This is a genomic window from Corynebacterium sp. NPDC060344 (assembly GCF_042725215.1).
Lineage (GTDB): Bacteria > Actinomycetota > Actinomycetes > Mycobacteriales > Mycobacteriaceae > Corynebacterium.
In genome coordinates this window covers 130,148-144,632 of record NZ_JBHXCS010000001.1, presented here as the reverse complement: position 1 = coordinate 144,632, position 14,485 = coordinate 130,148, and the positions used below count along the sequence as shown (strand labels likewise).

Annotated in this window: 10 protein-coding genes; 5 read left to right on the top strand and 5 right to left on the bottom strand. The window is 69.4% G+C overall.

Translation table 11 applies throughout. From position 1 onward, the window contains the following. Nucleotides 1–36: 36 nt before the first annotated feature. Complete coding sequence (locus ACFWGD_RS00680) at nt 37–1,509, bottom strand: DUF2254 domain-containing protein (RefSeq protein ID WP_377776600.1); 1,473 nt, start codon at nt 1,507–1,509, stop codon at nt 37–39. Between the two features lie 79 nt (nt 1,510–1,588). On the opposite strand from ACFWGD_RS00680, the gene ACFWGD_RS00675 reads away from it, so the two are divergent. Beyond that, nucleotides 1,589–2,587, top strand: coding sequence for a nucleoside hydrolase (locus ACFWGD_RS00675; protein ID WP_377776599.1), 999 nt, complete (start codon nt 1,589–1,591; stop codon nt 2,585–2,587). Between the two features lie 15 nt (nt 2,588–2,602). Here ACFWGD_RS00675 and ACFWGD_RS00670 read toward each other — a convergent pair whose 3' ends face one another. Then, nucleotides 2,603–4,150, bottom strand: coding sequence for a lipase family protein (locus ACFWGD_RS00670; protein WP_377776598.1), 1,548 nt, complete (start codon nt 4,148–4,150; stop codon nt 2,603–2,605). Between the two features lie 240 nt (nt 4,151–4,390). Here ACFWGD_RS00670 and ACFWGD_RS00665 point away from each other — a divergent pair, with 240 nt between their 5' ends. The 3 genes from ACFWGD_RS00665 (at nt 4,391) to ACFWGD_RS00655 (ending at nt 9,455) form a co-directional block, all read left to right on the top strand. After that, nucleotides 4,391–6,466 carry a neutral/alkaline non-lysosomal ceramidase N-terminal domain-containing protein gene (locus ACFWGD_RS00665; RefSeq protein ID WP_377776597.1) on the top strand — a complete coding sequence of 692 codons (2,076 nt, stop codon included), beginning with the start codon at nt 4,391–4,393 and terminating at the stop codon, nt 6,464–6,466. Nucleotides 6,467–6,593: 127 nt separating this feature from the next. Further along, entirely contained in the window at nt 6,594–7,952 is a 1,359-nt protein-coding gene (locus tag ACFWGD_RS00660) for a hypothetical protein (protein WP_377776596.1), read from the top strand. 153 nt (nt 7,953–8,105) lie between these two features. Then, nucleotides 8,106–9,455 (top strand): metallophosphoesterase, encoded by a 1,350-nt coding sequence (locus ACFWGD_RS00655; RefSeq protein WP_377776595.1) that lies wholly within the window; start codon nt 8,106–8,108, stop codon nt 9,453–9,455. An 89-nt stretch (nt 9,456–9,544) separates the two neighbouring features. Here the strand turns inward: ACFWGD_RS00655 and ACFWGD_RS00650 are convergent, their stop codons facing one another. Together ACFWGD_RS00650 and ACFWGD_RS00645 are read right to left on the bottom strand one after the other, a co-directional pair. Further along, a complete protein-coding gene (locus ACFWGD_RS00650; protein WP_377776594.1) occupies nt 9,545–10,069 on the bottom strand; it encodes a carboxymuconolactone decarboxylase family protein in 525 nt (174 codons plus the stop codon). Nucleotides 10,070–10,072: 3 nt separating this feature from the next. Continuing rightward, a complete protein-coding gene (locus ACFWGD_RS00645) occupies nt 10,073–10,669 on the bottom strand; it encodes a peroxiredoxin (protein ID WP_377776593.1) in 597 nt (198 codons plus the stop codon). A gap of 231 nt (nt 10,670–10,900) precedes the next feature. Here ACFWGD_RS00645 and ACFWGD_RS00640 point away from each other — a divergent pair, with 231 nt between their 5' ends. Then, nucleotides 10,901–11,839 (top strand): hydrogen peroxide-inducible genes activator, encoded by a 939-nt coding sequence (locus ACFWGD_RS00640; protein WP_377776592.1) that lies wholly within the window; start codon nt 10,901–10,903, stop codon nt 11,837–11,839. A 76-nt stretch (nt 11,840–11,915) separates the two neighbouring features. On the opposite strand, the gene ACFWGD_RS00635 is transcribed toward ACFWGD_RS00640, so the two are convergent. Next, nucleotides 11,916–14,462: a DEAD/DEAH box helicase gene (locus ACFWGD_RS00635; RefSeq protein ID WP_377776992.1), complete on the bottom strand. Its 2,547-nt coding sequence runs from the start codon at nt 14,460–14,462 to the stop codon at nt 11,916–11,918. Nucleotides 14,463–14,485 lie beyond the last annotated feature (23 nt).

Sequence of the window (14,485 nt, the reverse complement as noted above, 5' to 3'; positions counted from 1 at the left end):
CCCGGCAATAACCGCTGATCCGGCGGCCGGTGCCCGCTACACCCCCGGCTCGGGCGGGGGATCGTGGGCGGCGTCGCGGTTGAAGGCGGCGTCTTCGATGCGCGCCATGTCGTGGGCGTCGGGGATCAGGCGTCGGGCGGCGTTGACTATCCGCCGGCGTTCCTCGCCGATGAACCGGCGCAGCGACACCCGCGCCCCATGGCTCAGATTCGACGCGCCGTTGGCTCCGCGCGCGGTGACGCTGCGCTCGGACGGCTCGGCGACGGCATCTTCGATGATGTCGAGCATCCGCAGCGTCTGCTGCACCACGCCTACGTCATCGCAGCCGTAGCGCCGGATCTCGGTGGTGACGTCGACGAGCACTTCCTGGAAATCATGGTTCGCCGCCCACACCGACACCTGGTTGTCGCGGTAGCGCACCGCCGGGTTGACCGGGTTGAGCGCCAGGTGCCGCATGATCGTGGTCAACTGCCCGATGGCGTGGATGGCGGTGGTGTTGTCGTTGACGCCGGAACTCAGCGCCCGCACCCCGATGTCCAGCACCTGCCGGATGCCCAGCGAAAAGTCCACCCCCGACACCCGCTCGGCATCGAGGCGGAGCAGCTTCGGCGGGCCGTTCTCATCGCCGAAGTCCTCCTCGCCACGAACGAGCCGGGTGAATCGCTCGAGGAGGGTGGACTTGCCGGGTCCCTTTTCGTCGTTAAGCGAACCGCCTTCCCGCGGACCCGACCCCATGGCGCCGAAACCGTCCGCCGGCCACCACCGGCCCCACGCCTGGCCCTGGATGACCAGGTCACCCGGACGGGCATCGATGACCACCACCGCATCGTGGCGCTTGGCCCACCGCTCCGCAGCGCCGACGTCGACGGACAGGACGTACCCGTGATCGTCGCTGACCAGCGTGCGCGCGCTCGCCGGCACGAGGGGTCGGGGCTCGTCGTGGGGGCTATCGGCGATCTCGATGCGCTCGTCGATGTTGGCCACCGTCTGGCGCACGGTGCCGTCGATGATCGCGTCGACGCGCACCATGTCGATGACCCGCGAGACGTACCAGATGAAGGTGGCCAGGGAGATCGCGATGAGGACCATCGCCACGGTCATGGCCAACTGCGGCACGAACTCCGACTCGGCGTCCATCGACCGCTGCAGCGTGATGGAATACGCCACCACGCCCACGTACACGCTGACGATGCCGCGCACCGCCCGCGACTGGATGTAGTCGCGCAGCAGCTGGTGCGAAAAGTTGCCGGAGGCGACCTGCAGCACGATGAGCGTCATGGAGATCGTGGTGGTCAGCACCGTCAGCGTCGTCGACGACACGAAGCTGAGCATGTCCGACGCCGCCGACGCATCGCCGGGCCACAGGAACCGGGCCCACAGCGCCTCCTCCGAGACGCTGACCTCGTGAAGCACCGTCGACGCGACGATGCCCAGAAAGCCCGTCAGCAGCGGCCACGCCCACAGCCGGGCGGACAGGAAATGCCGGAGATTGCCGATGAACTCGCGCATGCCCCCATTGTCGCACCATTGACGCGCCCGGCCGGCGGGGTGATCCTGGACCCCGACCATCCCGCGCGAAGGAGCACCGATGAACGCACCGACCGATCCCGCCGCACCGGCCCAGCCGAGCACCCCGGCCCAGCCCCGCAAGATCATCCTCGACTGCGATCCCGGCCACGACGACGCCGTGGCCATGCTCCTGGCCGCGGGGAATCCGGCGATCGAGCTGCTGGGCATCACCACCATCGGCGGCAACCAGACCCTGGAGAAGGTCACCCGCAATGCCCGCACGGTGCTCACCATCGCCGGCATCGGCGACGTCCCGGTCCACGCGGGCTGCACGCGCCCGCTGGTGCGGGCCGGCGTCGTCGCGGCGGAGGTCCACGGTGACTCGGGCATGGACGTCCATGGTTACGCGGTGCCGGAGCCGACGGTGGGGCTTGACGACGCCCATGCGGTCGACTTCATCATCGACACCGTCATGTCGGAGCCGGCGGGGACGGTGACGCTGGTGCCGACGGGGCCGCTGACGAACATCGCCATGGCCGCCCGCAAGGAACCCGCGATCGTCGACCGGGTGGCGGAGGTCGTGCTCATGGGCGGCGGCTACCACGAGGGCAACAAGACCGCCGTGGCGGAATTCAACATCAGCGTCGACCCCGAGGCCGCGCACATCGTGTTCAACGAGGCGTGGCCGCTGACCATGGTCGGCCTGGACCTGACGCACCAGGCGCTGGCGACGCCGGAGGTGGAGGCGCGCATCGCGGCGCTGGGCACCGACGTGGCTGACTTCGTGGTCGGGCTCATCGGGTTCTTCCGCGAGGCCTACCGCGAGAACCAGGGCTTCGACGACCCGCCGGTCCACGACCCGTGCGCGGTGGCCTACCTCATCGATCCCGCGGTGGTGTCCACGACGACGGTGCCCCTCGACGTGGAGCTGCACGGCGCACTGACCACGGGCATGACGGTGGCCGACTTCCGTGCGCCCATTCCCGCCGACTGCACCACGCGGGTAGCGGTGCGCCTCGATCACGGCAGGTTCTGGGACCTGGTGATCGAGGCGCTGGGGGCCGTGCCGGGGAGGTGACCGGCCGGGAGGGGACTACTCGCCGAAACCGGCCTGCATCGCGGGGAGCCCGGCGGGGAGTTCGGGGAGTCCGGCGGGCAGCCCGGCCGGGGTTCCGGCGGGTTCGGCCGGCATCTCGGCGGAGCCGGACGGGAGGGCGGCGGAGCCTTCGGTCGACGAGCCCGGCGCGACGTCGACGCCCTTGAACTGGCCGATCAGCCAGTCCTTCGCGTCGAAGAAGCCCAGGGGCATGGGGCCGAGGTGGCCGATGGCGAAACGCGGCAGGATCGACGGCAGCGGCATGGAGCGGAACTCCACGTCGGCGCCGAGCCCGCGCCAGCGCTCCGCCAGCGCGGCGGCCTGGTCATGCGGGATGGCGTCGTCGTTGATGTTGTTGACCACCAGCACCGGGGCGTTGGGGCGCATGGTGCCGATGAGCTGGCGGTCGACCATCGCCTTGAGCTTCGGGTTGGAGCGGATGTGCTCCTGGATGGTGCGGCCGTCGTTGGTCATCAGCGTCGTCGGGCTGGGGTGGGTGGCGCCCAGGGCGCCGTAGGCGATGATGCTGTCGCCGATGCACTGGGTGTGCGTGCCGTGCAGCACTTCCTTGCCCAGCGGGCTGATGATGTTCTCGACCACCGGCACGCTCTCCGGGTGCGCCTGCAGCAGGCCGTTGATGGTGTAGCCCAGCACGCCGACGATGAGGTTGCGGTCCACGGCGCCGGCGACGACCTCGAGATCGGCCGGGGGAGCACCGGCGTAGGTGGCGCGCACGTCGACCTCGGGGGCGTAGGTCTCGGCCATCTCGGCGGCGGCCGCGGCGGCACCGCCGCCCTGGGAGTAGCCCCAGAAGCCCACGGGGGACTCCTCGCCCGTCAGCGCCGGCAGGACGCGGGCGGCGTCGAGCATGGCGTGGCCCTGGTCGACGCGGTTCATGTAGGTGTGCGTTCCTGGGGTGCCCAGACCGATGTAGTCGGTCATGACCACGCGGACGCCGTCGCGGAGCATGAGGTTGGCAAAGAGCAGCTCGTAGTTGATGCCCAGCGAGGGCTGCTCCAGATCGATGCCGAGCATCGTCGGGGCCAGGCGCGACGGGGCGCACTGGTCGCCCTGGCCGATGGTGCCGGAACCGATGACGATGGTCGGGCGCGGGCCCTCGCCGGTCCACTCCGCGGTCGGCTCCATGTTCATGCCGGTGACCGCGACGGTTTCCTTGTTGCTGTTGACCGAGGTGTACATGAATCGCTCGGCGCGGCCCGGCCAGGGACCTTCGAAGTTGGGGACGGTGACGTTGAGCGTCATCGGCTCCTGGCGGATGAGGCTGCCCGGGGCGGAGGGGATCTGCTCCGGGGGCATGTAGAAGGCATTGGCCCCGGAGAAGTCGGAGGCCATCTCCAGCGACGACATCGGCTGCGCGGCCACGGTCTGCGCGGTCGCCGGGGGAGCGGCGAGAAGGGATCCGCCCAGGGCGACGGCGGCGAGGGAGGCGGCGAGCCTGGCCCGGCGGGAGCCGGTGGCGGAGGTGGAGTGGATGGAACGGGATGGGCGCGGCGCGCGGGGCGCGTGGCCGGAAGTCGGCGACAACGTGGCTCCTGATGGCGGGAGTGGAAATGAGGGCAATTCGGGCGAACCGGAATGGGATCGGGTGAATCGGGCCGGATCGTTATGGGTGGAAAACAGTATCCACCCAGATAGGGCCACACCGCATGGTTTTCGCCGAAAATGACACATAGGTGCTTTGCGTCACATTAGGGTCGCGCCAAGAGTTTGCAGCAGAAATGACCATCTCGCCATCACCGCATCACCACCGAGGGGATCCAGCACATGAACGACTCCGCCCGCCAACTCCCGACCCTGCCGCGCCGGGCATTCCTCGGCGCCACCGCCGCAGCCTCCGCGCTGGGCATGGCACTGGCCGCCGACTGGGGCGGATTCGCCCCCGCCGCGGCCCAGCCGGTGCAGGGGACCGGGGGCGCGGGGGCGTCGTCAAGCATCCCCATGACCGTCGGCCGCGGCATGGCCGACATGACCGGCGAGCCCCTCGGCGCGGGCATGAACGGCTACGCGGTGCTCAAGCAGCAGACCGCGGGCCTGCGCCAGCGGCAATTCGCCCGCGCCTTCGTCTTCGACGACGGCAACGGCGGCCGCGTCGCCCACGTCACCGCCGACATGGGGCTGATGTTCCAGTCCATCCAGATGGAGGTGCTCAACCGCCTGCGCGCCCGTTTCGGCGACGTCTATCACGAGGGCAACGTGCTCATCGGCGCCTCGCACACCCACGTCGCGCCGGGCGGGACATCCGGTCACCTCATGGTCGACCTGACCACGCTCGGATTCCGGCCCGTCACCTTCGAGGCCACCGTCGCCGGCATCGTCCGCGCCATCGAGCGCGCCGACGCCGACATGGCGCCGAGCCAGATCGCGCTGACCCGCGGCACCGTCGCCGACGCCGGCGTCAACCGGTCGAAGGGGGCGTTCGACCAGAACCCCGACGCCGACAAGGCCGTGTTTCCCGACGGGGTCGACCGGGAATCCGTCACGCTCCACGTGCTTCGCGACGGCACCTCCGTCGGCCTGATCAACTGGTACGGCATCCACCCGACGACGTTCGGCCCCGAGCACATGATCATCTCCGGCGACAACAAGGGCTACGCCGCGTGGCTGGCCGAACACAAGGCCGGGGTCGACCACACCGACCCCGGATCGGCGCCGTTCGTCGCGGCGTTCGCCATGTCCGCGCCCGGCGACGTCAGCCCCAACCACGGGCTGGTGCCCAACTCCGGGCCCGTCGAGGGCAACGAGTACGAATCCGCGCGGGTGCTGGGCCGTCGGCAGCTCGACGGCGTCGCCGGCCGTGCGGTGGCGCTGCCCGGCGGCGGCATCGACGCACGCCACCAATGGGTGAACATGCGCGAGGTCAAGATCGACGGACGGTGGACGCCCGACGGCCAGCCCGGGTCCACCGGCCCGGCGATCCTCGGCGCCGCCTTCGCCGCGTCTTCGCAGGAGGACGGCGGCGGCGAACCCATCCTCGGGTTCAACGAAGGTTCGCGCGGCGGCACCCCGTGGGTCCGCCAGGTCAACCAGGTCGCGGTGCCGGCCTCGGCATCGGCCATCCACGGCGCCAAGGAGAACCTGCTGCCCGTCGGCTACATCCCCGGCCTGGTCCAGCAGACGCATATCTTCCACCTGCACCGCATCGGCGGCATCGTCATCGCCTCGCTCGCCTTCGAGCCCACCGTCGTCGCCGGCCTGCGCCTGCGCCGGGCCATCGCCGAGGCGCTCGGCGTCGACATGGACATGGTCATCGTGCAGGGCTACGTCTCCGGGTACGGGCACTACATCACCACCCCGGAGGAGTACGAGCACCAGGACTACGAGGGTGGCGCGACCATCTTCGGCCGGCTCACCCTGCCCGCCGCCACGCAGATTTTCGACGGCCTGGCCTCGGCGATGGCCTCCGGCGTCCCCGTCGACGCCGGAGCGGCCGAAGGTGACCTGACCGGCAAGATCCCGCCGTCGCCGGCGGGCAACCCGTTCGTCGACATGGCGCCGCTGGGCAAGAATTTCGGCGACGTCCTTTCGGCCCCGGAAGGCCCCGTCGCGGCCGGCACCGCCGTGGCCGTCGCCTTCGCCGGCGCGAACCCCAATTCAGATCTTCGGCACGAGTCGGGCTTCTTGTTGGTGGAAAAGCCCGACGGCACGCGCATCGCCGATGACTCCCATGAAGCGACCGTCATCGAGTTCGCCATGGACGTCGCGTCCACGAAGACCACCATCACCTGGGACAGCTCGGGCGCCGAACCCGGCGAGTACGTCATCCGCTACCGCGGCTCGTCGCGGGGGATCGGCGGCGACCTGTCGCCGTTCGAGGGAGCGGTGACCGTCGTCGTGGCGTAAGAACTGGGCGGCGAGCGCCGGGTACCGGAACCCGGAGCGCGCGGCGCGCCCGGATCGGCGAGGTGTCGCGGGTGAAGCCGATGAGTTTTACACTGGAAAACCTCATTGCACGGTGAAGGAGAATCCAATGACCGACGACAAGGGCCGTCCCGACGACGGCAGCACCAACGGCAACGCCGGCAACGCCAATGGCGGGGATTCCGGCGCCTCGGACCAGCAGGGCCAGCAGGGTTATGGCCAGCAGGGCAATGGCGACCATGGATTCGGCCAGGATCCCTATGGCCAGCAGGGTCAGCAGGGCCAGCAAGGTTATGGCCAGCAGAGTTACGAGCAGGATCCTTACGGCCAGCAGAACCAGCACAGCGACGGCGCATCCCGGTGGGGAGAGGGCCAGCAGCCGCACGGTCAGAGCCAGTACGGCCACGACCAGTATGGCCAGAACCAAGGCCAGTACGGCCAGGGCCAGTACGGCCAGGACCAGTACGGCCAGGACCAGTATGGCCAGCAGGGCTACCAGGGCGAACAGGGCTACCAGGGATATGGCGGCCAGGAGCAGTACGGCGCCTACGCGGGCCAGGGCCAGGGCCAGTGGGGCGCCGGCCAGGGGCAGTGGGGCCAGCGGTCCTACGGTGACCCGGGCACCGGCGTCGCGCAGCCGGGCGGCGAGTTGCCGCCGACGTCGCCGGTGATGTCCGGCGCCGCGCAGTTCAACATCACCCAGCCGCTGTCGACGGCCTTCAAGCGCGTCAACGCGAACATCGGCCCGTGGCTCGGCTATGCGGCGGCGTCGATCGGCGCGATCATCCTGCTCCTGCTCATCTTCTTCGGCGTCGTTTTCGGCGGCATGATGGCGAGCCTGTCGGACTACGACCCGGTGACAGGTACGTCGCCGAACCCGGGCGGCCTCCTCGCCGTGTTCGGAGCGATGGCACTGCTGTACCCGGTCCTGTTCGCGGTGATGTTCGTGATCATGGTGTTCATGTACCGCGGCGCCTTCGAGGAGATCGACGGCCGCGTCCCGGCGTTCCGCACCTTCTTCCGCGTCACGCGGTGGGGCCCGCTGCTCGGCGTCTGGTTCATCGCGGGCCTGGTGTCGCTGGTCGCGATGATTCCCGGCTACGCCCTCATGTTCCTCGGCGTGGCCACGTCCACCCAGTCCGAGGGTTCCGGGATGGCGCTGGTCATGCTGTCGTACCTGGTGATCATCGCCGGCGCGCTGTTCGTCACGCCCATCACCACGCTCATGCCGATGCTGGTCATGGACGGCCGCGCGAAGGTCCTCGAGTCCCCGACCGCGGCGTGGAACCTGGTCAAGGGCCGCTTCTGGGCCGTGCTCGGTTCGATGATCCTCATCGGCCTCGTCGGCGCCGTCGGCGTCATGCTCTGCTACATCGGCGCGATCTACACCATGCCGATTTCCGCCGTCGCCTACGTCGAGCTGTACCGCCAGCTCATCGGTGGTCGCCGCCCGGTGCCCATGGCGTAGCGCACGGCGCCCCGCGCAAGGTTTCACCCGCCGATAACCCCGGAGCCTCCCGACGTTCACGTCGCGGACGCTCCGGGGTTATCCGTATCGGGGATCATCGACGGGTCCGACGGGCCACGCCCGCACCGCCGAACCACCGAAGGCCACCGAACCGTGAATTCCCGCACCTTTGCTTTGCGACGTCCCACCGCCCCCATCACCGCCGCCCTCACCGCAGGTGCGCTGGCCGCCACCGCCGCGCTGACCGGCGTCGCCGCCGCCCAGCCCGCCGCGCCGGAAGCTCCCGCGGCAGAAGAAGGCACGCAGGCAGTGGCCGAGCGCGTCATCCTGGCGCCCGCCGCCGATGCCGCCCGCGGCATGACCGTCACATTCCGCGCCCCCGCCCAGGGTGCGGCGGTGGAGTACCGCCCGGCCGGAGGCTCCGATGCAGGCATCGGCACGGACGCCGACACCACACGCGTGGCCACCACGGCGAAGGGCGCGTCGCTCACCGGTGGCGCGCACCAGTCGGCCGCACTGACCGACCTGTCACCGGCGACGGCCTACGAGTACCGCATCATCACCGCCGGCGGGGAAACCGGGCCGTGGCGCGAATTCACCACCGCACCCGACGGCCACGCCGGCCCCGTCGACATGCTCTTTTTCGGTGACGCCCAGAACGGCCTGGCCGACGAGTGGCGCACCACCGCCTCCGCGGCCCTCGCGGGCGTGCCGGACGCCGAGCTGATCCTGCAGTCCGGCGACATGATCGACCAGGCCCACCTCGACGCCGAATGGGGCCAGTGGTACGACTCCCTCGGCGGCGCCCCGGCCACCACTCCGATGCTCACGGCGATCGGCAATCACGAGTTCACCGTCGATCCGTTCGCCACCGCCTACAACAACCACTTCAGCCACCCGGCCAACGGCCCGGAGATCCTGCGCAACACGACGTACTACGTCGACCGAGGGGGAGTGCGCATCATCACGTTGACCGCCAACGCCCTGTTCCTCGACCAGCAGCGCGAGTTCCTCGACCGCGCGCTGGCCGAGAACCCCAACCCGTGGTCGGTGGTCATGTTCCACCAGCCCGTCCACAATGCCAGCGACGGCCGCGACGAGCCCATGTACGACCGCGCCTTCGCCGAAACCATCGAGCGCCACGACGTCGACCTGGTGCTCAACGGCCACGATCACGCCTACGCCCGCGGCCACAAGGCGGCCAACGAAGTCGACGGCGTCAACACCGGCCCGGTCTACATGGTCGCCACCGGCGGCTCGAAGTTCTACGGCGCCACCGACGACAACTCCTCGTGGTCGACCCTGGGCGCCCAGCGCGCCGTGTGGGCCCGGGAGACCTCGACGTACCAGCGGATCACCGTCGACGCCTGCACGATGGACGTCACCGCCGTCATCACCGTCGAGGGCGACGATCCCGCCACCTCCAACGGCGCCGGCGGTGCCGGCTCGACGCTCGACGAGTTCACCATCGACAAGTGCGGCGAGGGCAAGCGCGTCAGCTGACCCGCACGCGACGAAGCCGCCGCACCCGCCCGGGAAAACCGGGGGAGTGCGGCGGCTCTTTTCAGTCTCAGCCGATCAGGCGGGAACGACTAGCGGGCGTTCTCGACCTGGACGGTCTGGGCGACGGCCTGGACGACCGCGGCGATCTTGACGGCCTCCCACACCTGCTCCTTGGTCAGACCCTCCTCGCGGACGGTCTTGTCGTGGGCGACGGCGCAGTGCTCGCAGCCGTTGATCGTGGACACGGCCAGCGACCACAGCTCGAAGTCGGCCTTCTCCACGCCGGGCTTGGAGATGATGTTCATGCGCAGGCCGAACTTCACCTGGGCGTAGTCGTCGCCAAGCCAGCCCTTGGCGCGGTAGGCGACGTTGTTCATGGCCATGACGGTGGCGGCGCCGAGCGCGGACTCGAAGGCCTCGTCCGACAGGTGCTCCTTGGCTTCCTCGGAAATCTCCGAGAAGACCGTGTCATTGCGGGTGGCGGCGGCCGAGGCCAGCAGGGTGCCCCACAGCTGCTGCTCGCTGAGCTCGGTCGAGCGGGTCAGCGAACCCAGGTTGAGCTTCTGGTCCTTGGCGTACTCCGGGAGACCGGAACGAATGTTGTCGATGCTCATGTATTACTTCAGCTCCTGCTTCAGGACGTCCATCTTGTCGATGTTCTTGGTCGGGTCGTTCTTCTGCCAGTTGCAGGCGCAGACCTCCTCCGACTGCAGGGCGTCGAGGACGCGAAGGACCTCGTCGACGTTGCGGCCGACGGCGTCCGGGGTGACGGAGACGAACTGGATGACGCCGTCGGGGTCGATGATGAAGGTCGCGCGGTCGGCGACGCCATCGGCGTTCTCGACGCCCAGGGCGCGCATGAGGTCATGGCGCACGTCGGCGAACATCGGGAACGGCACCTCGAGGAGCTCCTCGTTGGTGGCGCGCCAGTTGAAGTGGGAGAACTCGTTGTCGCCGGAGCCGCCGAGGACGATGGTGTCGCGGTCCTCGAACTCCTCGTTCAGCTTGCCGAACGCGGCGATCTCGGTCGGGCAGACGAAGGTGAAGTCCTTCGGGTAGAAGAAGACGATCTTCCACTTGCCCTCGTACGAGTTGTTGGTGACCTGCTCGAAGTAGTCGTCGGGCGAGGCCGCGTTGGCGTCGCGCAGGTTGCCGCCCTTGAGGGCGGTGAGGTTGAACTCGGGGAACTGGTCGCCAACGGTGAGCAGAGCCATGAAAATCCTCCTATGGGATCGGCTTCGATGTCCTGTGTGATTCGTACGTTGCAGACGGCGTGAAACAAGAGCGGAGCCAATTGCGCACCTGCCGGGGGTAGATGATGTGTCCCCCATGGAGATGCGCGACCTGGCGAAACCAATGCTCCGGCCGGTGCATCCACCATTATGCCTATGAAACGGGGCGAAGTCAACAGGTATTTTGAAACAGTGTCGTGTAGCCTTATAGGCATGCGTAATCGCGAATACCGCCCCACCCTGCCGCAGCTCCGCGCATTCGTCGCCATCGCCGACACCGGCCATTTCGGCCAGGCCGCCCAGCGACTCGGCATCTCCCAGCCCTCCCTGTCCCAGGCCCTGTCCACCCTCGAAGGCGGCCTCGGCGTCCAGCTCGTCGAGCGTTCGACGCGCCGCGTCCTGGTCACGCCGCTCGGCCGCGGCATCCTGCCGTACGCCCGCCAGGTCTCCGAGATCGTCGACGACATCGTCGCCCGCGCCTCGGGCCGCACCGATGAGCTGGCCGGCCCGCTGGCCATCGGTTTCATCCCGACCATCGCGCCGTACATCCTGCCGAACTTCCTGCTCAGCGTCCGCGAGGAACTGCCGGACCTGGAGCCCCGCATCGTCGAGGAGCCCACGGCGCACCTCATCGAGGCCCTGCGCTCCGGCGCCATCGACGCCGCCGTGCTGGCGCTGCCCTCGGGCGTGTCCTCCTTCGCCGAGACCCCGCTCTACGACGAGGAATTCCACCTGGTCGTCCCCTCCGGCCACGACCTCGCCGGCCGCGAGGACGTCCCCCTGGATGCGCTCGGCGATCTGGACCTGCTCCTGCTTGACGACGGCCACTGCCTCCGTGATCAGGTCCTCGACCTGTGCCGCCGCGTGGACGCCCAGCGCGACGACTCCCTGGGCCTGGAGACCCGGGCGGCGTCGCTGTCGACCGTCGTGCAGTGCGTCGCCGGCGGCCTCGGCGAGACCCTCGTGCCGGCGTCGGCGCTGAAGGTCGAGGCCGACCGCCCCGGCCTGGCAACCGCCCGCTTCGAGGGCCCGGCCCGCCCCGGCCGCACCATCGGCCTGGTCCACCGCGCCTCCTCCGTGCGCGGCGACGAGTTCTCCCGCATCGGCGAACTGGTCCAGGAGTCCTACGAGAAGGCCATCGCGCAGGCCTGATCAACCGGTGGTGCCCGGGGCATTTACCGGGGCAGCACCGAGGCTGGGCCGAGGCTGGGCCGAGGCTGGGCCGAGCTCAGCCGGCCTTGACCTCGAGTGACCGCAGGCGAACCTCGCCCGCGGCATCCGATTCGGCCAAATCGACCTCCGCGATGATCCGCCAGCCCCGGTCATCGTCGGGGTCGAGGATGGTCTGCTCCACCCGCCAGAACCCGCCGTCGGAGCCCTCCCCGGCGGCGTTGTCGTCGTCGACCCGGAAATGTTCGGGCCCGCGGGCGGCGGGACCCAGATCCACGTCGTCGTACTCGCCGAAGTAGTCGTCCATGAGCGAGGGCCAATCCGGTGCGTCGTCGACAAGCGAATCCAGCTCGGCCAGCTCGCGCTCCTTCTCCATGGCGAACAGCTGCACGTGGCGGAACATGAGGTTGCGGACCATGCGCGTGAACGCGCGGACGTTGCCGGTCAGCGGGCGCGAGTCATCGCCGCCGAAGGCCGCCTCGCGCAGGGTCTCCTCGTCGACCGGCTTGTCCGCGTCGGCCATGCGCGCCCACTCGTCGACCAGCGACGAATCGACCTGCTGGATCAGCTCGCCCAACCACTCGACGATGTCGGCGAGCTCGTCGTTGGACGCCTCCCGCGGCAACGTGTGGCGCAGCGTGCGCCAGGCGTCGGTGAGGTAGCGCAGCAGCACGCCCTCGGCGCGGGCGATGCCGTACTCCGACACGACGTCGGAGAAGGTCATGCCCTTCTCCACCATCTCGCGCACCACCGACTTCGGCGACAGCTCGAACTCGCGGACCCACGGGTGGCCCTTGGCGTAGGTCTGGTAGGCCTGCTCCAGTTCCTCCTCGAGCGGCTTGGGCCACGTGATGTCCTCGACGATGTTCATGCGCTCGGTGTAATCGACGCCCTCCGACTTCAGCGCCGCGATCTCCTCGCCGCGGGCGGCCTTCTGCTGCGCGGCGAGGAGGGGGCGCGGATCGTCGAGGATCGCCTCGAACACGGAGATGACGTCGAGCGCGTAGTCGTCGGCCTCGGGGTCGAGCAGTTCCAGGGCGGCGAGCGCGAACGGCGCCAGCGGCTGGTTGAGCGCGAAATCGCGTTGCAGCTCGACGGTCAGCCGGGGACGGACGTCACCCTCGCCGCCGGGGCCCTCGGTCTCCTCGACGATGCCCGCCGCGACCAGGCCGCGGTAGAGCTCGATCGACGTCAGGATCGCCTGATTCTGCTGGTGGCGCGTGTCGTGGTTGCCGCGCAGCAGATCGCGCATGTTGGCGAAGGTGTCGCCGCCGCGGCCGATGACGTTGAGCAGCATGCCGTTGCTGACGCGGAAGCGGCTGGTCAGCGCCTCCGGGGGCTGATCGACGAGCTTGTCGTACGCCTTCTCCGACCACGTCACCTCGCCCTTCGGCGCGGCCTTGAGGCGCAGCTTCTTCATCTTCGCCTCGTCCTGGCCGGCGCGGCGGCGCAGCTTGAAGTTCTCGATCTCGTGGTCGGGCGCCTGCACCACGACGGTGCCCTCGGTGTCGTAGCCCGCGCGGCCGGCACGACCGGCGATCTGGTGGAACTCGCGGGACTTGAGAATGCGCTGCCGGGTGCCGTCGTACTTGACCAGCCCGGTCATCAGCACCGTGCGGATGGGCACATTGATGCCCACGCCGAGCGTGTCGGTGCCGCAGATGACCTTCAGCAGGCCCGTCTGCGACAGGCGCTCGACGAGCCGGCGGTACTTCGGCAGCATGCCGGCGTGGTGCACGCCGATGCCCTGGCGGACGAGCTTCGACAGCACGCGGCCAAACGACGTCGTAAAGCGGAAATCCCCGATCTCCGCGCGGATGCGTTCCTTTTCCTCGGGAGTGAGCAGCTTCAGGCCCGTCAGCGCCTGGGCGCGCTCGATGGCCTCGCGCTGCGAGAAATGCACCACGTAGATCGGCGCCTTGCCGCCCTCGAGCAGCTCGTCGAGCGTGTCGTGGACCGGCGTGTGCACGTAGTGGAAGTCCAGCGGCACCGGACGGGTCGTGCCGGCGACGAGCTCGACGTCGCGGCCCGTGCGCTCCTTCAGGTCGCTGCGGAACATGGACACGTCGCCCAGCGTCGCCGACATGAGCAGGAACTGGGCCCGGTTGAGCAGCAGCAGCGGCACCTGCCACGCCCACCCGCGGTCGGGCTCGGCGTAGAAGTGGAACTCGTCCATGACCACCTGGTCGATGCGCGCCTCCGGGCCCTCGCGCAGCGCGATGTTGGCCACGATCTCCGCCGTGGCGCAGACGATGGGCGCGCCGCCGTTGACGGTGGCGTCGCCGGTCATCATGCCCACGTTTTCCGCGCCGAAGACCTCGCACAGGGCGAAGAACTTCTCGCTGACCAGGGCCTTGATGGGCGCCGTGTAGAAGCTGCGCTGGTCGCGGGCCAGGGCGGCGAAGTGCGCGGCGATGGCCACCATCGACTTGCCCGAGCCCGTCGGCGTCGCCAGGATCACGTGGTCGCCGCCGGCAAGGGCCAGAGTCGCCTCCTCCTGGGCGGGGTAGAGCGTGATGCCGGTCTCCCGCGTCCAGGCGATGAACGAGTCGACGATCGCGTCGTCGATCAGCGATTCGGGGACGTCGGCGAGGTCGGGGAGCATGGCGGAGAGAGACACGCCGTCCA